Here is a 23,509-nt window from a genome sequence, read left to right on the forward strand (position 1 = left end):
ACTGGATAACCAGCTTCATTTTTACTGTTTGGCTTTTTCTCGTTTTTCTCTTTCCTCTTTCAGAATAGCTTTGCGGGAGAGGTTTACACGTCCTTGATTATCAATTTCCTTTACCTTCACCATGATTTCATCACCAATGGATACTGCATCCTCCACTTTATTTGTTCGCTCTTCAGCCAACTCTGAAATGTGAACAAGACCATCCTTGCCTTTAAACAACTCAACAAATGCTCCGAACTTTTCAATTCGCTTAACTTTTCCTAAATACATTTGTCCTACTTCAACTTCCCGGACAAGATCCTCGATGATCTTCTTAGCCTTTTCATTCATAGCAGCATCTATAGATGAAATAAACACACTTCCATCCTGCTCTATATCAATCTTAACTCCAGTTTCATCAATAATCTGATTAATCTGTTTACCGCTTGGGCCAATGACGGCACGTATTTTATCTGGATTAATTGACATTGTAAGAATTTTTGGAGCATATTCAGAAAGTTCTGCTTTAGGCTCTTTGATCGTTGCCAGCATAGAATCCAATATTTGCATTCTGCCTTTTTTAGCCTGGATTAAAGCCTCTTCTAAAATTTCTCTTGATAATCCTTCAATCTTAATATCCATTTGGAGTGCCGTTACCCCTTCAGCAGTTCCGGCTACTTTAAAGTCCATATCACCAAGAGCATCTTCCATCCCTTGAATATCTGTAAGGATTGTATAATCTTCTCCGGATTTAACAAGCCCCATAGCAATCCCTGCAACTGGTGCTTTAATTGGCACACCAGCATCCATCATTGCCAACGTACTTGCACAAATACTTGCCTGTGAAGTAGAACCATTTGATTCCAATACCTCAGAAACAAGACGGATTGTATATGGAAATACTTTATCTGATGGAATTACTTTTTCAAGAGCACGTTCCCCCAAAGCACCATGTCCAATTTCACGACGGCCAGGTCCTCTGATTGGTCCGGTTTCCCCAACACTATATTGTGGGAAGTTATAATGATGCATAAACCGTTTGGATTCTTCCAGATCCAAACCATCCAATATCTGAACATCTCCAAGTGCTCCCAATGTACAAACACTAAGCGCCTGGGTCTGTCCGCGGGTAAATAATCCAGATCCGTGAGTTCTAGGTAAAACTTTAATACGGGAAGACAGTGGACGAATTTCATCAGGCTTACGGCCGTCCGGACGAATTTTTTCCTTCGTAATAAGTCGTCTTACTTCCTCTTTTACCATTTTATCCAACTTTGATTTTACTTGTTTGATTACTTCTGGTTCCTCTTCCTCGTAGGTTTTTAGAACTTGGTCTTTCACCTGACTTATGGCATCTTCTCTTGCATGTTTTTCTTTTACCTGAATGGCGGCAATTAGCTCGTCCTTTGCTTCCGCTTCGATCTTTTGCGACAGCTCTTCCTCCACGTCAAATAAGGTAACTGGTGATTTTTCAAGTCCTGCAGCTTTAACAATTTCCTCTTGAAACTCTACGAGGCGTTTAATTTCTTCATGGCCAAACATAATAGCTTCAAGCATGACATCTTCAGGGACTTCCTCTGCTCCTGCTTCTACCATGTTTATCGCATCTTTTGTTCCTGCCACTGTAAGCTCAATATCACTTTTTTGTTCCTGTTCGATTGTCGGGTTAATTACAAATTCACCATCAACTCGTCCCACATTGACACCGGCAATTGGCTCGGCAAATGGTATATCCGAAATACTAAGGGCGATGGATGAGCCAATCATTGCTGCCATTTCTGACGGGCAATCCTGGTCCACACTCATTACAGTACTGATTACCTGCACTTCATTTCTGAAGCCATCAGGAAATAGCGGGCGGATAGGACGATCAATCAGGCGTGAGGATAAAATAGCTTTTTCACTCGGTCTTCCTTCACGTTTAATAAACCCTCCAGGTATTTTCCCTACTGCATATAAACGTTCCTCATAGTTTACTGTTAATGGAAAAAAGGGTAGATCCTTTGGTTCTTTTGATGCTGTTGCAACTGATAGTACAGATGTATCACCATAATGTATCATACATGCACCATTAGCCTGTTTTGCTAATTCTCCTATTTCGACGGTAAACTTTTTGCCGGAAATTTCTGTAGAGAATACTTGTTTTTCTTCTGACATTATGAACAGTACTCCTTTCGATAAAACATTCTATCTTTCATTTTATAGTTTATAGACATGAATGTAAATTTTATGTAGAAAAATCTTTGAATTGCTGACTAAAACGTATAAAAAAAGCAGGATTTCTCCTGCTTTTTGAATAATTATCGGCGTAGGCCAAGTTTTTTAATTAATTCACGGTAGCGGGTAACGTCTTTATTACGCAAGTAGTTTAGTAAATTACGACGTTTACCAACCATTTTCAAAAGACCGCGACGTGAATGATGGTCTTTTTTATGAACACGCAAATGTTCATTCAAAGTTGTGATCTCTTCAGTAAGTACAGCGATTTGTACTTCTGGAGAACCAGTGTCAGTATCATGTACTTTATATTCAGTAATGATTTCATTCTTACGTTCTTGTGTGATAGCCATCTGGCTCACCTCCTATTGTTATGTCATATCCCCAGTCCCCTAGCAAACGTCGGAGTTACGATTTGCCAAGCAACGGTTTTACGTTACTTATCGTACAACTTTTTCAGCAAAAATGCAAGTAAAATCCTGTTTCTCTTAATTACTGACTCATTTCAAAGTAATTTCGGATGTTTTTTTCATCCTCAGCCATTTGTTTAATTAGAGCATCGGCACCATTATATTTCTCTTCTTCACGCATATATTTATGCCATTCAATAATAAGTTCCTCGCCATACAAATTATTATTATAATCAAAAATATTTACTTCTACTGATAAATCTTTACGATCCTCCGTGAAGGTTGGGTTTGTTCCAATGTTTGCCATACCTTCATATAATTCGTTCTTATAATGCACTTTAACAGCATATATACCAGATTTGGGGAGTAATGCATCGGGATTCACCTGCATATTTGCTGTTGGGTATCCCAGTTCCCTTCCCCGCTGTGCTCCTTTAATAACAGTTCCATCGATCGTTAACGGTCTGCTGAGCAGCACATTTGCCTCTTCAACATTTCCGCTATTAAGCAGCTCTCTGATTTTGGTTGAGCTGATTTTTTCCTTACCTGATAAAACTTTATCAATCGTTGTATGCGTAAATAAACCCCTTGTGTATTCTGCTATGTTGTTCATATTCCCTTTTCCTTTATGCCCGAAGGAATAGTCAAAACCGGCAACGAGATGCTTGATATTTAATCCAATAATAAAATGATCGATGAATTCCTGAGGAGACAGCAAGGATAGTTCTTTATTAAATTTTATTATGTACAGCCGATCAACCCGCAGCTTTTTCAGTATTTCCTTTTTCTCGCGCATCGGAGTAATATATTTCACATGCTGTGTATCCTTTTTTAATACAACGGACGGATGCGGATGAAAGGTAATAACTGCATTTTCCATATTTTTCTTTTCTGCCTCATCAACTGCAGCCTTAATAACTTTTTGATGACCTTTGTGGATACCATCAAAGAAGCCTATTGCACTTACTGTTTCCGGCAATTCTTCCAGAACCAGTGAATGCGGATATGTCAGCTCAATTGTTCTCATATTTGTTCACCTGCACTTTTTATCCAGTTCCGGCAATTAGATTGTATTATTTATTTTCACTCACTAAAAACACGTACTGGTTTAATTTGGTCCGGGTGTTCCGGATGTGTTTGATAAATCGCCAATAATTGCTGATTACTTTTGATAATAAATGGGTCTGTGCCAAGTCTATTTTCAGGCTTTGGAAGTTTTTGGCCATATAGCACTTTTTTCTTCATTTCGTCATCAGCATTCAGGCTGTCCAAATGTTCCACACCTTTAATTATAGGAAGAAGGAGATCCTCCTGCTGATTTAATTTTACTTTCTCTTCAATAGTAGCAAAAGTTACTGTATTTTTCTCGTCAAATGAAGCAGTTTGTGTCCGTATTAAATTCGACATATGTGCAGGGTATCCCAATTTCTTTCCTATATCAACACATAATGTACGTATATATGTACCTTTGGAACATACTACTCTTATGGTGAATAAGTTGTTTCGTTTTTCATTGGAAGGTATCCGTTCAATTTCATGAATCAGTACGTTTCTTTCCGGACGCTCTACAAATTTGTTTGCTCTTGCATATTCATACAGCTTTTTCCCATTAACTTTAACTGCAGAATACATTGGAGGAATTTGCGTAATTGTTCCTTTAAAAGTTTGTAAAACAGCTTGTATTTCCTTGTCATCAGGAGGCATTAGCACTGGTTTTTCCTCAATTGCCTTACCCTGGCTGTCTTCGGTTTCTGTTGATTTTCCAAGGGATACTTCTGCAATATATGTTTTCTTAGTATCGGTTAAAAAGGGAACAATTTTCGTTGCCTGTCCAATGCATATAGGGAGAACCCCTTCAACTTCAGGATCAAGTGTCCCAGTATGGCCGACCTTTTTTGTTCGAAACAGTTTACGTATTTTTACGACACAATCATGTGATGTCATCCCTCTTGGCTTCCATAACGGCAGGATGCCATTCATAAAATCAGCTCCCAGCATCTTTTAGGTACATGGAAAAATCTGACTCACCTATACGGTGCGAGTCAGATTAATCTCCCCATTATTCGTTTAAATCACGAAGAATGGTCTCTATCCGGTTACCATACTCGTAAGCTTCATCAAATTCAAAAAACAATTCCGGTGTTTTCCGCAAACGGATACGGGATCCGATTTCTGAGCGGATAAACCCTTTCGCTTTGGAAAGACCCAGCAGCGTATCTTTTTTCTGCTGTTCATCTCCAAGAACAGATATAAATACTTTTGCCTGTTGCAGGTCGCCAGTTACCTCTACATCTGTAACTGTAACAAAACCTACTCTCGGATCTTTTATTTTCCGTGTCAGGATTTCGCCCAATTCTTTTTTCATTTGCTCTGCTACTCTATTTGCACGTAAATCAGACAATGTTTTCACCTCGTTAATAGAAGCTATAATTTGAAACTGTAAACCTATAAATGCTCTACATCTGTTATTGTACGTTCCAGTTCCACAAAGGTATCAATTATTCGCAGTACTTCCTGGATTACCTTTTCGGCATGATTTCTTTCTGTTGAAATTGTAACAATTCCAATTTTGGTTCGCTGCCATAAATCATGGTAATCCAATTCCGTTACTGCTACATTAAAGTCTTTTCGTAGTTTAGCCATTAAACGCTTAATGACAGACCTTTTCTGCTTCAGTGAATGCCCTTCATAAAACATACATTCTACCTCTGCATAGAGTATCATTTGCGTTCAATTTCCTCCATAACGAAAGCTTCGATTACATCTCCTTCTTTAATGTCATTAAAGTTTTTGATCGTAATCCCACATTCATAGTTCTGGGCAACTTCTTTTGCATCATCTTTAAACCGTTTCAATGCAGCTATTTCTCCTTCAAACAGAACGACACCATCACGAATCAGTCTTACTCCTGAATCTCTTGTGATTTTTCCATCAGTCACATAGCTGCCTGCAATAGTTCCAATTTTTGATACTTTAAATGTTTCCCTTACTTCTGCCTGACCAATAACTTTTTCTTCATATTCTGGGTCAAGCATACCTTTCATTGCAGCTTCAATTTCCTCAATTGCTTTGTAAATTACACGGTGTAGACGAACATCCACCTTTTCGGAATCTGCCGCTTTCTTTGCATTAACATCCGGACGGACATTAAAACCGATTACGATAGCATTTGAAGCAGAAGCTAAGATAATATCAGATTCTGTTATTGCACCAACACCTGTATGAATGATCTTGATATTCACACCTTCCACTTCGATTTTTCGAAGTGAACCTGCAAGAGCTTCAGCTGAACCCTGTACATCTGCTTTAAGAACGATATTAATTTCTTTCATTTCACCCTGCTTTATTTTTTCAAACAAGTCATCCAGGCTGACTTTGGATTGCTCACTGCGGTTTTCATCAATATGCTTTTGTTGACGTGCCTCTCCAATCTGCCGGGCTTTTTTCTCATCAGCAAAAACCAGGAATTGATCTCCGGCCTGTGGCACTTCATTTAATCCGGTTATTTCCACAGGAGTTGATGGCCCTGCTTCATTTACCCGCTGGCCTATGTCACTGACCATCGCACGTACACGACCGAATGTGTTACCTACTACAAGTGAGTCACCAACACGCAATGTGCCGTTTTGTACGAGTAACGTTGCCACAGAACCTCGTCCTTTATCCAGTTGTGCATCGATTACAGTACCTGAAGCATTTGCGTTTGGATTAGCTTTTAATTCCTCAACTTCTGATACAAGAAGTATCATCTCTAATAAATCATCTATACCTTCACGCTTTATAGCTGATAGGTTAACGAAAATGGTATTGCCGCCCCAGTCTTCCGGAATTAGCTCATACTCTGTTAATTCCTGCATAACACGATCAGGGTTGGCAGCTTCTTTATCCATTTTGTTTACTGCAACAATAATTGGCACTTCTGCAGCTTTTGCATGGTTAATTGCTTCGACTGTCTGTGGCATAACACCATCATCTGCAGCTACAACTAATATAGCAACGTCCGTAACTTGAGCACCACGGGACCGCATACTTGTGAAGGCAGCATGACCTGGGGTATCAAGGAATGTTATTTTTTTCCCTTCATTCTCCACTTGGTAAGCACCGATATGCTGCGTAATGCCTCCAGCCTCGCCAGCTGTAACTTTTGTGTGGCGAATTGAATCAAGAAGTGTTGTTTTTCCGTGGTCCACATGTCCCATAATGGTAACAACTGCTGGTCTCTCAATTAAATCAGCTTCTTTTTCTTCTTCAATATACTTATCAAAATCAGTGTCTTCCAAAATAATTTCTTTTTCAGCTTCTACTTCATATTCTGCACAAATAAGTTCTACTGCATCATCATCAAGATCCTGGTTTTTTGTTGCCATTACACCAAGAAACATTAACTTTTTAATGATTTCAGCTGCTTCTTTGTTCAGTTTTTCTGCAAGTTCACTGACTGTCAATGTGCCACTGTACGTAATATGCTTTGGTGTTTCTTTTACTGGCGGTTGCTGATTTGTCATAGGCTTATTACCTTTTCCTTTATTTCCTTTTTGTTTCTTATTTTTATTTGCTGGCTTATTTTGAAAGTTATTTTGCTTATTCCCTTGTCTTTGCTGCTGTCCCTGTTTATTTGGGTTATTTTTGTGCTTTCCTTTATTGTTATTATCTCGTTTTCGGTCAGTATTATTAGCGGATTGTTTAGATGAATTTGATGCAGACCCCTGCTTTGGTTGCTTTTCCTTTTCCTGATTTTGTTTTTTGCTTGAACCAGGATTAAATTTTCCATCCAGCTTTGTCTTCGTATCCGCAGAAATTGTAGACATATGATTACTGACTTCGACCTTTAATTCTTTTAAATAATTCAATACGTCCTTACTTGACGTGTTATTTTGTTTTGCATATTCATATACACGCATTTTACTCATACGTTCACCCCCGAATTTAATTACCCGAGTAGCGATTTAATCTTATCAGCAAATCCTGCATCTAAAATGGCAATAGCTACCCTTTGGGATTTTCCAATAGCTTGTGATAATGTTTCCCGATCATCAGCTACCAGAAATGGTACTTTATAAAACTTGCACTTATCAGTTAGTTTTTTCTTCGTCTGCACTCCGGTATCACTTGCCAGTAAAACCAGTTTTGCTTTTTTTTGTTGAATATCTCTAACAATTGCATCCTCACCAAGTGAACATTTACCAGCTTTGTATGCAAGTCCAATCATATTCAAATAGTTATTTTTCATTTTTCATTCTCCGCAGCAATTTCTTTCAATTCTTCGTAAATTTTAGAGTCTACTTCTGCATTCAGCTGACGGCTTAACACATTTGACTTTTCAGCCTTGGCTATTACTTCGATATCACGGGATAAATATGCCCCGCGCCCATTTTTCTTGCCAGTTGGATCAACAAAAACCTGCCCTTCTTTGTTGCGTACAATTCGAATTAGTTCTTTTTTGGGCTTTTGTTCATTTGTGACAACACATTTTCTCTCAGGCACTTTCCTTTTTTGAACCAATGCAGATCCCCCTTTATACATTAACTATCTGGTATTGCCAGATAAGGACACTCCATTTATCAGTCAAATAAATCTTCGTCAGTACTTTCAGAATCCAGGTCTTCTGGTTCTTCTTTTGTTAGAAGTCCTTGCTCTCTTGCTTCTGTTTCACTTTTAATATCAATTTTCCATCCAGTTAATTTTGCAGCAAGTCTTGCATTTTGTCCCCGTTTCCCTATTGCCAATGATAATTGATAATCAGGTACAATAACAGTGGTGGCTTTATCTTCTTCATTAACCAATACCTCGACAACCTTTGATGGACTTAAAGCATTTGAAACATAAACGATTGGGTCCTCAGACCATTCCACTACATCTATTTTTTCACCTTTAAGTTCATTGACAACTGCCTGCACTCTCTGGCCCTTCTGACCAACACATGAACCAACCGGATCAATTTCTGGGTCAGCAGCATATACAGAAACCTTTGATCTTTCTCCTGCTTCTCTGGATACGGATTTAATTTCAACAATTCCATCATAAATCTCAGGGACCTCCATTTCAAGCAGGCGTTTTAACAGCCCCGGACGAGATCTTGAAATATAAATTTGCGGTCCCTTGCTTGTGTTTTCTACCTTTGTAACAAGCACCTTCAACCGGTCATGAATATTATATTCTTCAGTCGGCATCTGTTCAGGTTCCGCTAGTTTAGCTTCGATTTTCCCTAAATTAACATATACAAATCTTGGATCTTTCCGCTGAATAATTCCTGTCATTACATCTTCTTCACGGTCAGCGTACTCACTGAAGATAACTCCGCGCTCAGCTTCTCTTACCCTTTGAGTTACAACCTGTTTGGCTGCCTGTGCTGCAATGCGGCCAAAGTCCTTTGGTGTTACCTCAACTTCTATAACATCCTCTAGTTCGTAATTCGGGTCGATTTCCTTCGCTTCTGCCAATGAAAGTTCCTGTTGCTTATCTTCCACTTCTTCAACAACTGTTTTCCTTGAAAAAACCTTCATTTTACCTGTTTCTTCATTTAATTCGACTCGGACATTTGTTGCGGATTTAAAGTTTTTCTTATAAGCCGATATTAATGCTGCTTCCAATGCCTCCAGCAAAATTTCTTTATCAATATTTTTTTCCTTTGCCAAAAAGTCAATCGCTTCAAACAGCTGATTGCTCACTTTGCTCATCCCCCTTTAGAACGTTACAGCAAGTCTTATTTTTGCTATTTTGTCATATGGAATTTCCACTTTTTTACCCTTAGCCTTTACTTTGTATTCTATAGTCAGCAAATTATTTTCAAATTGCTTTAATATACCTTGATATTCCTTCAAACCATCGATAGGTTCATACAATTTAATATAGACGTTATTATTTATATTAGCTTCCACATCTTTTTTTGTCTTTAGCGGCCGCTCAGCACCTGGCGATGATACTTCAAGAAAATAAGCATCTTTTACTGGATCATTTTTATCCAGCTTTTCGCTTAATGCTTCGGAAACATCTCCACATTCCGTTATATCAATCCCCCCGGGTTTATCAATGTAAACACGGAGAAACCAGTTTTTTCCTTCCTTAACATACTCAATATCAACCAATTCCAGGTTTTTTTCCTCTAAGATAGGCTGTACCAATTCTTCAGTTGTTTTAATCACTTGAGAACTCAAGCACTTAACCTCCTTTATTCAATTCTGCTATCAGATAACTTGTTTCTATTCCATTCAGCCAGAAATTTCCCCAATCAATATAAAACCCCTGCCTGTACGAAGTTGGCAAGGGGAAACATTACTTTCGAAGTCTGAATAGAATTATGAAGAAAGAGTGGGCATTTACCCACTCTTTTAAACGTTCGTATCATTACTTACCGAAGTAATTATATCACAATAGCAGTAATGACGCAAGATAGCAGGATATATATATTATATCCACGGATACGTCAGGTTAAACAAAATTATTGATATTTGTCTGTTTTCTAAAAAACTGAGACTGCACCAGGGTTCGTCCCACCGTAAAGATTTGTTTTTTTGACGTAAAATCTATAGAATGCGACGTAACTGCTCTGTTGATTTCAACTTCGGACGGATGTTTCGCGGGTTGAACGGATTATCAGGATTTGGGGGACTTCTCTGAGCCCAACAGCTAGAAAACAATAGCCAACGGTCACATAGAGCGACTCTCTAAGCCCAAATAGCCAGAAATAAGTAGCCACCGGTCACATAGAGCGACTCTCTGGGCCCAAACAACCAAAAACAAGTTGCTATCGGTCACATAGAAAGTGGATGGCTGATATGAGAAGTATGGTTATATTTCCTGAGCAGCCGATGGAATTATCATCGCCGATTTTAGTTCGCATTTTACATCAACTACGTAATTTAAATAGCAACAAAATTTACGAAAAGAGACTTATATTTTTTCTATCAGTATCTTCATCCTTGATATAGCCTTTCAACGCCTGCTTTAGTGTGGCTTTTGTTTTAACTTTTTCATCAAATGAAATATCAAGAGCCGTTATATTTCTTACGATGTCCGGTCTGAGACCAGTTACAATAGTTCGGCAGCCCATCATCGCTACACCATCTAACACTTTAAGGAAATTCTGAATAACCTCAACATCCATCTCAGCAATTCCGGAAAGATCCATAATTAAAGTTTGTACACGTTTTTCACTAATTTCATATAAAATTTTTTCCTCAATTATTCGGGCACGGGCATTATCTATGGTACCTATTAATGGAAGAATACTTACTGTAGAAGATATAGGTATAATCGGAACAGACAGATTTTCAACTAATTGTTTTTGGGACTCTATCAGCTCATCCTTGTATTTGGAATATGTTATAAAAAAGTCCTTAAAAAATTCATCCATCAAATAATTTATTCTGAATTCTTTCGTGTAGAAGTCCTCCATATCGAGTGTTTCGCCTTTTCGTTTGTCGTACTCATGAATGAATGTCCAAAGTGTTTTACGTATTGCCTGGACCCATTCCAGCTTAAAGGAGAGAGTTAACGAATATTTTGCCCATAGTTCACCCTCTTGTTTTGCAAAATCACTTAATTCCTTTTTCTTAGAATCAATTACTAGCAAGATTAATTTATGCGCATTTTCTATTAAGTTAATGTTGCCAATTAATTTTATTTCCTCAATTTTATCTCTGACATGCACAGCCTCCGACAATAACTTCGCCTCAAAAAGGTCACTGTTATTCTTTAAAAATCCCTTTATATCTAAATCCTGATTAAAAATAAATTCCATTAATTTCTATCCCCTTTTAACATTTTCTAAAGCATAATCTATAATTTTTATATTTTTGGAATATTGTAAAACCAATTAATATTGTAGCATACAAAAAAAAGATTACCTAATTATAAGATATTAGAGAAACACAAACAAAAGCAGGAAAACTCTTCCTGCTTTTGTATTAATGCTATTTAGAACAATGACAATTGATTTTTTTCTGCCATTCCCTCCAGGCATCCGTGATTGTCAAGATACTCCAAAACAGTTTTTGAGATTTTACTCCGTTCGCGTAAATCTTCTTTTGATAAAAATTCTCCTTCTTCACGTGCTTTAACAATATTAATTGCAGCATTTGTCCCTAGACCATCAACTGCATTGAATGGAGGAATCAATGTGCTGCCATCTACAATAAACTCTGTAGCACTGGATTTATATAAATCTACTTTATTGAATGCGAAGCCACGCTCACACATTTCCAGAGAGATTTCCAGAACGGTCAATAGATTTTTTTCTTTAGGTGAGGCATCATTTCCTTTTGCTGCTATGCTGTCAATTCTTTGTCTGATAGCCTGTGAATCCTTAACCATTGTATCCAGTTCAAAGTCATCTGCACGTACAGTGAAATAAGCCGCATAGAAAAATATTGGATGATGCACCTTGAAGTATGCAATACGAACAGCCATTAAGACATATGCAGCAGCATGGGCTTTCGGGAACATGTACTTGATTTTTTTACAGGATTCGATATACCAGTCCGGCACATTATGTTTTTTCATTTCATGAATCCATTCGTCCTGCAATCCTTTTCCCTTACGCACAAATTCCATGATTTTAAATGCTAGTGATGACTCCAGACCTTTATGCATTAAATACACCATAATATCATCACGGCAGCCGATAACATCCGGAAGCTCACATATTCCATCATTTATCAGTTCCTGTGCATTTCCCAGCCATACGTCTGTTCCGTGTGACAGACCGGAAATAATAACAAGTTCTGCAAATGTGCTTGGCTTTGTGTCCTCAAGCATTTGCCGAACAAATTTAGTTCCAAATTCCGGAACACCTAATGTTCCTGTTTTACAATTAATTTGTTCTGGCGTTACTCCAAGTGATTTAGTTCCAGAAAATATTTTCATAACTTCCGGGTCATCTGTGGGAATAGTTTTTGGATCAATTTCACTTAAATCCTGCAGCATACGAATAACTGTCGGATCATCATGTCCTAGAATGTCCAGTTTGAGCAAATTTTCATCAATTGAATGGAAATCAAAATGAGTTGTTTTCCATTCACTTTTCCGGTCATCAGCTGGAAATTGTATTGGGGTAAAATCATAAATTTCTTTATCATCAGGGACAACGATAATCCCCCCCGGATGTTGACCAGTTGTTCGCTTCACACCAGTACAACCATGTACAAGCCTGTCAATTTCTGCATTTTTATAGACTAGCTGCTTATCTGATGCATATCCCTTAACATAACCATAAGCAGTTTTCTCTGCAATCGTACCAATTGTACCTGCACGATATACATAGTCCTCCCCAAATAATTCCTTCGTATAATTATGTGCTCTTGGCTGGTAGTCACCTGAGAAGTTCAAATCAATATCAGGTACCTTGTCTCCTTTAAAGCCTAGGAAGGTTTCAAAAGGTATATCCTGTCCGTCTTTCGTTAAAGGCGTATCACAGTTTGGACAATTTTTATCCGGCAGATCAAAACCACTTCCCACTGATCCATCAGTTATAAATTCATTATAATGACAATCCAGGCAAACATAGTGCGGTGGCAGCGGGTTTACTTCTGTTATTTCTGTCATTGTGGCAACAAGTGATGAGCCAACTGAACCACGAGAACCTACCAGGTATCCATCAGCAAGTGATTTTTTAACAAGCTTATGTGAAATTAAGTAAATTACTGCAAATCCGTTCCCAATAATACTTTCCAGTTCCTTTTCCAGCCTGTCAACAACAATTTTCGGCACATTTTCACCATAGATCTTTTTAGCACGACTATAGCTGAGGTCACGCATTTCCCGATCTGCACCTTCAATTGTTGGTGTGAATAGCCCGTCCTTCACAGGTGAAATTTCCTCTATTGAATCAGCCAGAGCATTTGTATTCGTTATTACGATTTCTTTAGCATAGTCTTTCCCTAAAAAGCTAAAAGCGTCCAGCATTTCATTTGTTGTTCGGAATGGAGTATCCGGCAGTGTCTGGCGATTCAATGGATTACCAGCCTGGGAGGCAATCAGAATTTGACGGTACAGCTTATCATGATCATCAATGTAATGAACATTTCCAGTTGCTACAACTGGTTTTTCCATTCTTTCTCCAAGCTGAACCAATTTTGTAATAATATCCAAAACCTGAGCTTCATTTTGAACTAAATCTTTATCTACCAAATGGACATAGTTTGCAGGCGGCTGTACTTCAATATAATCATAAAACTGCGCAACATTCTCCGCTTCTTCAGCAGATTTTTGCATCATTGTTTCAAAAACTTCTCCTTTATCACATCCTGAGCCTACTAAAATTCCTCCTCTTAGTTTTTGCAGAAGGGAACGGGGTATACGTGGAACACGGTAAAAGTAGTCGATGTGCGCACTTGAAACCAGCTTGTAAATATTTTTCATGCCTTCATCAGTTTGTGCAAGCAAAATACAGTGAAACGGACGGGAACGCTGGTATGCATTTCCTTCACCCATATGATTATTCAACTGGTTGTGATTGCTTATTTCTTTCTTCAAAAGTCCCTGAACTAATTTCCAGAGCAGATAGCCTGTTGCTTCAGCATCATAGATTGCCCTGTGATGCTGTGTTAATTCGATATCCAGATGCTTACATAACGTATTAAGCCGATGATTTTTCAATTCTGGAAATAGAAATCTGGCAAGCTCTAATGTATCAATTACCGGATTTTTTGCTTTTTCATAGTCTATCTTTTTTAAACCCTGGTTTAAAAATCCCATATCAAAACTGGCATTATGTGCTACAAGAATATCCTCACCCATCCAGTCATAAAAATCTTTTAGGACATCTCCAATTTCCGGGGCATCTTTTACCATATCATCAGTTATTCCTGTTAAATCAGTAGTTGTTTGTGATAATGGGTGATGTGGGTTTGCAAAGGATTCAAACCGGTCAATAATCTCGCCCTGATGAATTTTCACCCCTGCAAGCTCAATAATTGTATCATATACGGCGGAAAGCCCTGTTGTCTCGACATCGAATACCACATATGTTCCTGTTTCTAAGTCAACATTATTCTCGTTATAAGCAATAGGTACACCATCATCAACCAGGTTGGCTTCCACACCATATAATGCTTTAATACCATTTTTCTTTGCAGCCCTATGTGCTTCGGGAAAACCTTGCACACCAGCATGATCCGTTATAGCAACAGCTTTATGTCCCCATTTCGCAGCTTGAGTGACCAAATTCGTTGGTGAAACAACTGCATCCATCTGACTCATGGTTGTATGGGCATGCAATTCTACCCTTTTTTCATCTTCTGGAGCACTATCCATACGGGTTTCCACTTTAATTTCCTGGATGTCATTTGCCATCATCGCCAATTCATTGGTGTACATGTCTGTCTGAATACTGCCTCTAGCTTTAATCCACATGCCCTTTTTAGCGGACTTAAACTTCTCTGCATCCTCGTCTCCTTTGGAAAACATTTTAATTTGCAGAGAATCCGAGTAATCTGTTGCTTTAAGAATGAGAAGGCTTCTACCAGAACGTAATTCGCGGATATCTGCATTAAAAACATAACCCTGCACTGTTACACGGCGTTCTTCGTCCTGAATTTCTTCCATCAGAATAGGTTCATCCTGAATTTTATATCCGAGATGCAATGGTTTATTTTCATCATGCAGTTTTGCCTGATCACGCTTTTCTTTTTCCTGAACTGTTTTTAGTACAATTTGTTTATCTTCTAATTTTTTTTGTTCTCTGAATCTCTGAATATCGGCTTCTTCTGATTTTACAGAGATTTCAATAGTATAAGGATTTGTACCAATTTTTTGGCAGAATGCCCTGAAGTTCTCGTCCAAACGCTTTTTTAAAGCAGCAGCTTCCGCCTCATTTCTAGCTGTTAACATAATCTTTTTATTGTTAACTTCCGGAACCTGGTTATAGATTAGATCTTTATATGCCGGTGATAAATTACGTAATGTCTGCACAAAATGACTCCAGTAACTGGTGATTGTACCTTCATCACATTCATTTTCTTCCGCCTGTATAGAAAGCTCTACTTTTGCTATTTTTTGGAAGTTCTCCTCCAGATGTACTGTAAATAACCGGTAAATATCAAAAGGGAGTATTTTTTTTATGTGTACATGGAAATGCCAGGTTTTCGTACGTTTATAAACCTCAAGTTTTTCTAAATAACTCTCCTGAAAATAGTTTTCAATATATTCTTCCGGGATTTGTAATTGTTTTAATAAAAGGTTCATTTTTTCTATTTTTGAAATATCCACGTATATCCCCTCCTATTACAGCATTCAAATAGCTGTAATGATGGAAACCCTTGTCATGTTTCACCTAGGACAAGGGTTCTCGTATCATACTTTTCATTTAAATTTACTCTATAGAAACAGACGTTGTATATCATTCCAGGTAACTACAATCATCAGAAGCATTAATAATGCAAATCCGATAAAGTGAAATATCCCTTCTTTTTCCGGAGCAATCGGTTTTCCTCTGATCGCCTCTATACCTACAAACATAAGGCGTCCTCCGTCCAGTGCTGGTAATGGTACCAGGTTAACAATCCCTAAGTTTACACTTAAAATCGCTGTCCACATCATGAAGTTCATAAAACCGGTTTGTACAACTTGGTCTGTGGCGTCATAAATGCCTACAGGCCCTGAAAGCATATCGATTGAATATTGACCCGTAATTAACATAACCAGGTTTGTTAATATTAATTTGGTATAATCATACGTTTGTGTGAAACCATATTTAAATGTTCCAAAAAAGGATTTTTCAATCGCTGCATAGACACCTATTTGACCGAACGATTCATCCTGTCCTTCCAATGTTACCTCATTTGGAGTAACTGCCAAAGATTCCTTGGAGTCTCCCCTTTGTACAACGATATCCAATTCCTGGCCTGGACTGTCCTGAACGATTGACGTAAACTCATCCCAAGATGAAATGGAATTCCCTTCAATTTCAATGATCTCGTCATTTTGCTGTAACCCTGCTTCTTCCGCAGGACTTCCTTCTTGTATTTCTCCCATTTTAGCCTCTTCGGTGGGGATACCTTGAACTAAGCCAATGATCACGAAGATTACGATGGCTAAAACAAAATTCATCATGGGACCGGCAAATAATTGCATTGCCCTCTGACCGACACTTTTTGAAGCAAATTGCCGGTCATATGGAGCAATTTGCGTCTCCTTCTCATCCATAACAAATAGTGCTTTTCGATCCACTTCAAAGCTCAGCTTTTCTTCCTCTTCGTCAACCTCATATCCCTCAATCCGTAATCTATGATCCAGATCAGCATGTTCAACCTCAATTACACGGGCGTTTGGATGCTTTGACTTATTATTAATTATTATTTTATTAACTTTACCTTCTTCATTAAATTCCAGCCCAATATGATGTCCTGGTTTTATTTCCACAATTTCCGGATCTTCTCCGGCAACCCGGACATATCCACCGGCAGGGATTAAACGGATCGTATATAACGTTTCATTTCTGGTGAATGAAAAAATCTTCGGCCCAAATCCAATTGCAAATTCCCGAGCAAGCATGCCGGCACGTTTTGCAAATATCAGATGGCCCCACTCGTGAATAAACACAAGCAGTCCAAACATAAATATAAATGCGATAACTGTGTTCAAACAAAACACCTTCCTTATTCGGTAATACTTGCATTAGTTCCTGGACAGCCTGGCCCTAAAGAGGTTGTTCAAAAAGTCACCAAATTATAAGCGGCGAATCTCGCACGAATGCTTGTTTTTCAGATACTCACGTATCAAATACAAAGGATCTTCTACTAAGACCGCCAACGTCCTGGGACTGCGCCTGGGCTCGCCCCACCGAAGACCATTTGTTGGCAACGCAGAAGTCACCACATCCTGTGAAAGCCCGTTCTTCAAAACTTCGCCGCCTCGACCTTCTTGCGACGCACAGGACGTGCTAGTGTCGACAATGCCACAAATCTTTACGGTGGGTCGAGCGTAAGCGAAGTCCCAGGACGTGGCGTTTTTGTCGACCTTCTAATTCGGCAACTTTTTGAACATACACTCAAAGTATATTTTCATCACCCTTGAATTATTTGTATTTCTATCTATTTTATTGAATAAAACCAATAAAATGCAATAATGGCAATACAAAAAGCAAACTGTCAAAACGGTCTAAAATGCCCCCATGACCAGGCAGTATTTTACCTGAATCCTTAACGCCATAATGACGTTTAAATGCAGATTCAACCAAATCACCAATTTGTCCAAAAACAGATGCTAAAATGGTCGCACCTATAACAACCAGCATGGAAGATGGTAATGGACTGACGAACTGAAAAATGACTGCAACGATGCAGGCTAATATAATCCCGCCAAGCGCACCTTCCACTGTTTTATTTGGACTGATCTTCGGCCATAATTTCTTCCTGCCGAATGCCCGCCCAAAAAAGTAAGCACCAGTATCTGTCGCCCACACAATAAATAAGGCAAAAAATACATAGCTTAAGTTGGCATCACGCGTTTCGATTAAATAATAAAACCCCGTGCCAACATAAATCACTGCCAATAAAGCAAAACCGGCATCATCAAACGTAAATTTATTTTTAACCAATACCGTATAGGACAATAAAAGCAGAACACCAATCATAATAATTTCTGTTTGCGAAAACCATTCGTAAAGGTTTATGTCAGCATTACCCGAAAGAATTATCCACAACATACCGATTGATAAAACAGATGGTACAGAGTACTTTGCATTTTTTTGCATCGATATAAGTTCCATCAGCCCAATAGTTGCAATTACATATACAAAAAAGGCAAATGGCAATCTTCCATAGATAACAAATGGCAGGAATACAACGATCGCCAGAATTGCTGTTATAATTCGCTGTTTCATATAATGTTCATCACCTTAAATGCCCCCATATCGTCTTTTTCGCTGCTGATACTCATAAAGGGCTTCTTTAAATATTACTTCATCAAAATCCGGCCATAATACATCAGTAAACCAAAATTCAGTATATGCCAATTGCCATAATAAAAAATTGCTAAGCCGCTGCTCGCCGCTTGTTCGTATCAATAAATCAGGATCACTCAATCCTTGTGTATATAAGTATTCCGAAAATATTTTTTCATCTAGTGAATCAATAGAAATTTTGGAGCAATCAATATCTGACATGATCTGTTTAATGGCTCGCATAATTTCCAATCTACTACCATAGTTTAAAGCAAAGTTTAATAATAATCCATTATTATTCTTTGTTTTATCCTTAGCATACTGGACTGCTTTTTTTGTATGTTGAGGCAATGCATCAAAATCACCAATTGTATCAATTCTAACATTATTCTCCATTAGTTCTGGCAAATAAATATGTAAGAATTCTTTTGGCAGCTTCATCAAAAACTCAATTTCCGATTTTGGCCGTTTCCAATTCTCTGTCGAAAATGCATACAGTGTCAGTACCTTGACATTATATTGATTTGCAGCCCGTACCACTTTATTAACTGAATTAATGCCTTCTTTATGTCCAGCTATACGAGGCAGGCCCCGTTTCTTCGCCCAGCGGCCATTACCATCCATGATGATGGCAACATGGTCAGGAATATTATCACTTTCTAAATCCTCATGGAGTTCTGTTTGTTTATTTTTAAAAAAAGGAAGTTTCATTGACATGTCCGGTCCTCCGAATGCTGTTGATTATCATTTACAATCCTTACCAACCTATAATCAATATGAAGGAAAAAGAATTATATTACCAATCATATCCTCGCAGGATAAGTTAATATTATATCATGAAAAACATGTTTAATTATAACGATTTTTGAACAAGAATACAAAAGCCCCCTTAAAAAAGAGGGCTCTTACACCTATATTACATTGTATTGGATTAAACTTCCATGATTTCTTTTTCTTTATTTTTTGCAAGCTGGTCTATTTCACCAACATAATCATTCGTAAGCTTTTGCACATTATCCTGTGTACTTCGCAGTTCGTCTTCGGTCAGTTCGCCGTTTTTTTCAATTTTTTTCAGCTGATCATTTGCATCACGGCGGACATTTCTTACCTGAACACGGGATTCTTCAGCATACTTTCCTACAACTTTAACAAGGTCTCTTCGTCTTTCTTCGGTCAATGTAGGTATACTGATTCGTATTACATTGCCATCATTTGATGGAGATAGTCCAAGATCAGCTTTTTGAATTGCTTTTTCAACATCAGAAATTGCAGATTTGTCATATGGTGTAATAACAAGCAATCTAGCCTCTGGAGCCGAAACAGATGCCAGCTGATTCAGTGGTGTTGATGCACCGTAATAATCTACATAAACACTGTCCAGCAGACTGGGATTTGCTCTTCCTGCTCTGACAGTTGCCAAGTTCCTGCTAAATGCTTGCACAGCCTGTTGCATTTTCTCGCGAGTTTCCTTTAAAATCGTTTCAGACATGCCTATTTCCCCCTTATTGTTGTTCCAATTAATTCACCTTCGACAACCCTTTTAATATTTCCTTCTTCCGTAATAGAAAACACGATTAATGGAATATTATTATCCATGCATAATGAAGATGCAGTTGAGTCCATTACACCAAGTCCTGCATTCAGCATTTCCATATATGACAGATTTTCATACTTCTGGGCATCTTTATTTATTTTTGGATCATCTGTATAAACACCATCAACATTATTCTTAGCCATTAATATTACTTCTGCTTCAATTTCAGCAGCACGTAATGCAGCTGTGGTATCTGTAGAAAAATACGGATTTCCTGTGCCTGCTGCAAAAATGACAACACGCTTTTTTTCCAAATGGCGAATTGCTTTTCTCCTTATGTAAGGCTCAGCAACCTGGCGCATCTCAATTGAGGTCTGAACCCTTGTTTCAACACCTATCGTTTCAAGTCCATCCTGCAATGCAAGTGAATTCATGATCGTAGCAAGCATGCCCATGTAATCGGCAGTCGCACGATCCATTCCCATTTCACTTCCTACTTTTCCACGCCAGATGTTTCCGCCGCCAACAACGATTGCCACTTCAACACCTAATTCAGCTACCTCTTTCACCTGATTTGCAATAGACTGAATGACTTTTGGTTCAATGCCATATCCCTGTTCGCCGCTTAAAGCTTCCCCGCTTAATTTTAGTACTATTCTACGGTAACGAGCTGTTGTCATAGTAACCTCCATAGAAAATAATTATATTTTATATACAGCATTCTTTGCAGAAGAAATAATTTAGAAATAGGGAACAGCAAATGTGTTCCCTACATTTCTATTATATCAGTTATTTTTTAATTTGACTCATAACTTCATCAGCGAAGTTTTCTTCACGTTTTTCCATTCCTTCGCCAACTTCGTAACGGGAGAATGACTTAACAGTTGCACCTTTATCTGCTACATACTTTTTCACTTTCTGATCAGGGTCTTTTACAAAGCCTTGATCAAGCAGGCAGATTTCTTCAAAGAATTTACCAAGACGGCCTTCTACCATTTTTTCAACTATTTTTTCTGGTTTTCCTTCATTAAGTGCCTGTGTTTTCAACACTTCACGTTCGTGATTTACTTCTTCTTCTGAAACCTCATCACGGGAAACATAACGTGGATTTACAGCAGCAATATGCATTGCTATATCTTTGGCAGCTTGCTCATCTTTTGTACCTTCAAGCAAAGAAAGCACTCCAATGCGTCCACCCATGTGAAGGTAAGAACCAAATACATCGTTATCCGTTTTAGTTAATACTTTGAAACGGCGCAATGAAATTTTTTCACCAATTGTTGCAATTGCTGAGTTAATATAAGTCTCAACAGTATCTCCATTTCCATGAAGTGGCTGTTTTAATGCTTCTTCTACAGTTGCCGGTTTTTGACCTACAAGATGTTTACCAAGTTCAGCCAATAGTTGTTTGAACTGATCATTTTTTGTTACAAAGTCAGTTTCACAGTTTACTTCCAATAAGACCGCGGTGTTGTTATCTACTTCAATATAAGTTGAGCCTTCAGCAGCGATGCGGTCTGCTTTCTTAGCTGCTTTTGAAATACCTTTTTCACGTAAGTAATCAATTGCTTTATCAATGTTTCCTTCTGTTTCCTGAAGTGCTTTTTTACAATCCATCATACCTGCACCTGTTTTTTCGCGCAGTTCTTTAACCATCTTAGCAGTAATTGCCATCGTGTTTCCTCCTTAATAAAATGCAAATTATACAGAATTCTTTCTGAAAAAAGGGTGATAAAAGGCTTATATCCTCTTATCACCCTCACCTTTTTGTAAAGATTACTCTTGATTTGATTCAGATTCAGCAGGAACTGTTTCTTCTTCCTGTACTTCTTCTGTTTCTTCGCCCTGTTTCACTTCTAAAATAGCATCTGCCATTTTTGAAGTCAACAGTTTCACCGCACGAATAGCATCATCATTCGCTGGGATAACATAATCAATTTCATCAGGATCACAGTTTGTATCAACAATTCCAATAATAGGAATGTTTAATTTGTGTGCTTCAGCGATCGCAATACGTTCTTTGCGGGGATCAATTACAAACAAAGCGTCTGGGAGCTTTGTCATTTCTTTAATTCCACCAAGGAACTTAACTAAACGATCTTTTTCTTTCAATAAGTTTACTACTTCTTTTTTCGGCAATACTTCAAATGTTCCATCTTCTTCCATGCGCTCAATGTCTTTCAGACGATTGATGCGTTTGCGGATTGTTTGGAAGTTTGTAAGTGTTCCGCCTAACCAGCGCTGGTTAACATAGTACATACCAGAACGGGTTGCCTCATCACGAACAGAATCCTGTGCTTGTTTTTTTGTACCTACAAAAAGTACGGTACCGCCATTTGCTGCGATATCTCTTACGTATTTGTACGCTTCATCAACCTTTTTAACTGTTTTTTGCAGGTCAATGATGTAAATTCCGTTACGTTCCGTAAAGATGTATTTTTTCATCTTAGGATTCCAACGGCGAGTCTGATGTCCAAAATGTACACCAGCTTCTAACAATTGCTTCATAGAAATTGCTGACATAATAATTTCCTCCTAAATGGTTTTTTCCTCCGCGTCAGATCATTTCTGCATAAAGACTGTTTTCTGAAAAAACAGCACCACGAATGCAAATCACTGCGCGTGTGTAGTCTAGCCTGTCCATTTGACTGAACATAGTATTTACACCAAAAGTTAATATATCATATAGAACCCCTGTAAGCAAGTGTAAATTCAAATTTTCAACTTTTTCCATACAACTTTATAATCAGTTCAGCTTCGGTTTTTCCACAATTTAATTTTTTGGCGATTTCAGATGAAGGCAGTCCCTGATTGTGTAATTGCAAAATCCTGGCATCCAATGAAGCTTCTGCTTTGTCCTCCACACTTACTGCTGGAGGTGCATATTCATACTTTTGGGGAACATTTTCGTATTGCTGGGATGATTGTTCTGTTCTGGTCGGTTTCGTTTCTTCCTTAGCAGCCAGACCTGACAATTCTTCTTCCAATTTGTTATTTTCAGCTCTAATTTCCTGAAGATAGGTTTCAAACAAATTGATTATTTCATCAGAATTTGTTTGTTTTGTTTCTCTAATCTGTTTTGATAATTGGAAAATCGCAGCAAGTGCAATAATATGTAATAAAAAACTAATAATAAGTAAAAATGATACCATCTTTAAATCCCTTCTATCCATTTAAATCTAATCTATTACCTAAGTAAGGGTGGTTAACTTTCTCTTCCTGCGATTGGATTGAATCACCTGATTGTTTTTCACTTTGATTATCACTGTCATCTTCAGTATCCTTTTTTAGTTTAAGATCTTGAATATCTTCTGATTCTGATACGCGTTTCCGCTTCAGTTCTTCCTGCTTTAATTGACTTTGAGTAAGTGAATCCCCATAATGCTGACCTTGCTTCTGTATTTGTTCTTGAATTTTCCCTGCATCCTGTACCCTCGGAAGTGCCACCTGCATTTCAATCGATTTCCAGCTCAACAGCATCACATCCAA

22 protein-coding genes are annotated in these 23,509 nt (G+C 38.1%); all 22 read right to left on the reverse strand.

The features are described 5' to 3' along the window. Positions 1–21: 21 nt before the first annotated feature. Positions 22–2,136, reverse strand: coding sequence for a polyribonucleotide nucleotidyltransferase (gene pnp / locus CIL03_RS03775; protein ID WP_094883871.1), 2,115 nt, complete (start codon positions 2,134–2,136; stop codon positions 22–24). Between the two features lie 143 nt (positions 2,137–2,279). Further along, on the reverse strand, positions 2,280–2,549 hold the full coding sequence (rpsO, locus tag CIL03_RS03780; protein ID WP_094883872.1) for a 30S ribosomal protein S15: 270 nt from the start codon (positions 2,547–2,549) through the stop codon (positions 2,280–2,282). A gap of 139 nt (positions 2,550–2,688) precedes the next feature. Continuing rightward, positions 2,689–3,633 (reverse strand): bifunctional riboflavin kinase/FAD synthetase, encoded by a 945-nt coding sequence (locus CIL03_RS03785; protein ID WP_094883873.1) that lies wholly within the window; start codon positions 3,631–3,633, stop codon positions 2,689–2,691. A gap of 56 nt (positions 3,634–3,689) precedes the next feature. Then, the gene (gene truB, locus CIL03_RS03790; RefSeq protein WP_094883874.1) at positions 3,690–4,586 is read right to left on the reverse strand and encodes a tRNA pseudouridine(55) synthase TruB; all 897 of its coding nucleotides are present in this window, start codon (positions 4,584–4,586) and stop codon (positions 3,690–3,692) included. Positions 4,587–4,665: 79 nt separating this feature from the next. Continuing rightward, on the reverse strand, positions 4,666–5,007 hold the full coding sequence (rbfA, locus tag CIL03_RS03795; protein WP_094883875.1) for a 30S ribosome-binding factor RbfA: 342 nt from the start codon (positions 5,005–5,007) through the stop codon (positions 4,666–4,668). Between the two features lie 44 nt (positions 5,008–5,051). Continuing rightward, positions 5,052–5,330 carry a DUF503 domain-containing protein gene (locus CIL03_RS03800; protein WP_094883876.1) on the reverse strand — a complete coding sequence of 93 codons (279 nt, stop codon included), beginning with the start codon at positions 5,328–5,330 and terminating at the stop codon, positions 5,052–5,054. Further along, positions 5,327–7,516 (reverse strand): translation initiation factor IF-2, encoded by a 2,190-nt coding sequence (gene infB, locus CIL03_RS03805; protein WP_094883877.1) that lies wholly within the window; start codon positions 7,514–7,516, stop codon positions 5,327–5,329. The genes CIL03_RS03800 and infB overlap by 4 nt, the downstream gene beginning before the upstream one ends. 20 nt (positions 7,517–7,536) lie before the next feature. Then, positions 7,537–7,836 (reverse strand): L7Ae/L30e/S12e/Gadd45 family ribosomal protein, encoded by a 300-nt coding sequence (locus tag CIL03_RS03810; protein ID WP_094883878.1) that lies wholly within the window; start codon positions 7,834–7,836, stop codon positions 7,537–7,539. After that, positions 7,833–8,108: an RNase P modulator RnpM gene (rnpM, locus tag CIL03_RS03815; protein WP_094883879.1), complete on the reverse strand. Its 276-nt coding sequence runs from the start codon at positions 8,106–8,108 to the stop codon at positions 7,833–7,835. Before rnpM ends, CIL03_RS03810 begins: the two co-directional genes overlap by 4 nt. A 59-nt stretch (positions 8,109–8,167) precedes the next feature. Further along, the gene (gene nusA, locus CIL03_RS03820) at positions 8,168–9,274 is read right to left on the reverse strand and encodes a transcription termination factor NusA (protein ID WP_094883880.1); all 1,107 of its coding nucleotides are present in this window, start codon (positions 9,272–9,274) and stop codon (positions 8,168–8,170) included. Between the two features lie 15 nt (positions 9,275–9,289). Then, positions 9,290–9,760: a ribosome maturation factor RimP gene (gene rimP, locus CIL03_RS03825; protein ID WP_094883881.1), complete on the reverse strand. Its 471-nt coding sequence runs from the start codon at positions 9,758–9,760 to the stop codon at positions 9,290–9,292. A 722-nt stretch (positions 9,761–10,482) separates the two neighbouring features. Continuing rightward, complete coding sequence (locus CIL03_RS03830) at positions 10,483–11,346, reverse strand: STAS domain-containing protein (protein ID WP_094883882.1); 864 nt, start codon at positions 11,344–11,346, stop codon at positions 10,483–10,485. A gap of 176 nt (positions 11,347–11,522) precedes the next feature. Then, positions 11,523–15,812: a PolC-type DNA polymerase III gene (locus CIL03_RS03835; RefSeq protein ID WP_094883883.1), complete on the reverse strand. Its 4,290-nt coding sequence runs from the start codon at positions 15,810–15,812 to the stop codon at positions 11,523–11,525. A gap of 108 nt (positions 15,813–15,920) precedes the next feature. Next, complete coding sequence (gene rseP, locus CIL03_RS03840) at positions 15,921–17,186, reverse strand: RIP metalloprotease RseP (protein ID WP_094883884.1); 1,266 nt, start codon at positions 17,184–17,186, stop codon at positions 15,921–15,923. 454 nt (positions 17,187–17,640) lie between these two features. Continuing rightward, on the reverse strand, positions 17,641–18,426 hold the full coding sequence (locus CIL03_RS03845) for a phosphatidate cytidylyltransferase (RefSeq protein ID WP_094883885.1): 786 nt from the start codon (positions 18,424–18,426) through the stop codon (positions 17,641–17,643). 15 nt (positions 18,427–18,441) lie between these two features. Further along, positions 18,442–19,203, reverse strand: a complete 762-nt coding sequence (locus tag CIL03_RS03850; protein ID WP_094883886.1) for an isoprenyl transferase — start codon at positions 19,201–19,203, stop codon at positions 18,442–18,444. A gap of 214 nt (positions 19,204–19,417) precedes the next feature. Next, on the reverse strand, positions 19,418–19,975 hold the full coding sequence (frr, locus tag CIL03_RS03855; protein ID WP_094883887.1) for a ribosome recycling factor: 558 nt from the start codon (positions 19,973–19,975) through the stop codon (positions 19,418–19,420). Between the two features lie 2 nt (positions 19,976–19,977). After that, complete coding sequence (gene pyrH, locus CIL03_RS03860; protein ID WP_094883888.1) at positions 19,978–20,700, reverse strand: UMP kinase; 723 nt, start codon at positions 20,698–20,700, stop codon at positions 19,978–19,980. 109 nt (positions 20,701–20,809) lie between these two features. Further along, a complete protein-coding gene (tsf, locus tag CIL03_RS03865; protein WP_094883889.1) occupies positions 20,810–21,694 on the reverse strand; it encodes a translation elongation factor Ts in 885 nt (294 codons plus the stop codon). 102 nt (positions 21,695–21,796) lie between these two features. Beyond that, positions 21,797–22,543: a 30S ribosomal protein S2 gene (gene rpsB / locus CIL03_RS03870; RefSeq protein ID WP_094883890.1), complete on the reverse strand. Its 747-nt coding sequence runs from the start codon at positions 22,541–22,543 to the stop codon at positions 21,797–21,799. Positions 22,544–22,740: 197 nt separating this feature from the next. Further along, positions 22,741–23,172, reverse strand: coding sequence for a DUF6115 domain-containing protein (locus CIL03_RS03875; protein WP_094883891.1), 432 nt, complete (start codon positions 23,170–23,172; stop codon positions 22,741–22,743). A gap of 13 nt (positions 23,173–23,185) precedes the next feature. After that, positions 23,186–23,500: a hypothetical protein gene (locus CIL03_RS03880; protein ID WP_094883892.1), complete on the reverse strand. Its 315-nt coding sequence runs from the start codon at positions 23,498–23,500 to the stop codon at positions 23,186–23,188. Positions 23,501–23,509 lie beyond the last annotated feature (9 nt).

The organism is Virgibacillus indicus (assembly GCF_002266285.1).
Classification (GTDB): Bacteria; Bacillota; Bacilli; order Bacillales; family Amphibacillaceae; genus Virgibacillus_K; species Virgibacillus_K indicus.

Excerpts from the sequence above, each read along its gene's own strand:
- pnp (WP_094883871.1), bottom strand. The coding sequence starts at position 2,136 with ATGTCAGAAGAAAAACAAGTATTCTCTACAGAAATTTCCGGCAAAAAG.
- rpsO (WP_094883872.1), bottom strand. The coding sequence starts at position 2,549 with ATGGCTATCACACAAGAACGTAAGAATGAAATCATTACTGAATATAAA.
- CIL03_RS03785 (WP_094883873.1), bottom strand. The coding sequence starts at position 3,633 with ATGAGAACAATTGAGCTGACATATCCGCATTCACTGGTTCTGGAAGAA.
- truB (WP_094883874.1), bottom strand. The coding sequence starts at position 4,586 with ATGAATGGCATCCTGCCGTTATGGAAGCCAAGAGGGATGACATCACAT.
- CIL03_RS03800 (WP_094883876.1), bottom strand. The coding sequence starts at position 5,330 with ATGATACTCTATGCAGAGGTAGAATGTATGTTTTATGAAGGGCATTCA.
- infB (WP_094883877.1), bottom strand. The coding sequence starts at position 7,516 with ATGAGTAAAATGCGTGTATATGAATATGCAAAACAAAATAACACGTCA.
- CIL03_RS03810 (WP_094883878.1), bottom strand. The coding sequence starts at position 7,836 with ATGAAAAATAACTATTTGAATATGATTGGACTTGCATACAAAGCTGGT.
- CIL03_RS03830 (WP_094883882.1), bottom strand. The coding sequence starts at position 11,346 with ATGGAATTTATTTTTAATCAGGATTTAGATATAAAGGGATTTTTAAAG.
- CIL03_RS03845 (WP_094883885.1), bottom strand. The coding sequence starts at position 18,426 with ATGAAACAGCGAATTATAACAGCAATTCTGGCGATCGTTGTATTCCTG.
- CIL03_RS03850 (WP_094883886.1), bottom strand. The coding sequence starts at position 19,203 with ATGTCAATGAAACTTCCTTTTTTTAAAAATAAACAAACAGAACTCCAT.
- frr (WP_094883887.1), bottom strand. The coding sequence starts at position 19,975 with ATGTCTGAAACGATTTTAAAGGAAACTCGCGAGAAAATGCAACAGGCT.
- pyrH (WP_094883888.1), bottom strand. The coding sequence starts at position 20,700 with ATGACAACAGCTCGTTACCGTAGAATAGTACTAAAATTAAGCGGGGAA.
- tsf (WP_094883889.1), bottom strand. The coding sequence starts at position 21,694 with ATGGCAATTACTGCTAAGATGGTTAAAGAACTGCGCGAAAAAACAGGT.
- rpsB (WP_094883890.1), bottom strand. The coding sequence starts at position 22,543 with ATGTCAGCAATTTCTATGAAGCAATTGTTAGAAGCTGGTGTACATTTT.
- CIL03_RS03875 (WP_094883891.1), bottom strand. The coding sequence starts at position 23,172 with ATGGTATCATTTTTACTTATTATTAGTTTTTTATTACATATTATTGCA.
- CIL03_RS03880 (WP_094883892.1), bottom strand. The coding sequence starts at position 23,500 with ATGCTGTTGAGCTGGAAATCGATTGAAATGCAGGTGGCACTTCCGAGG.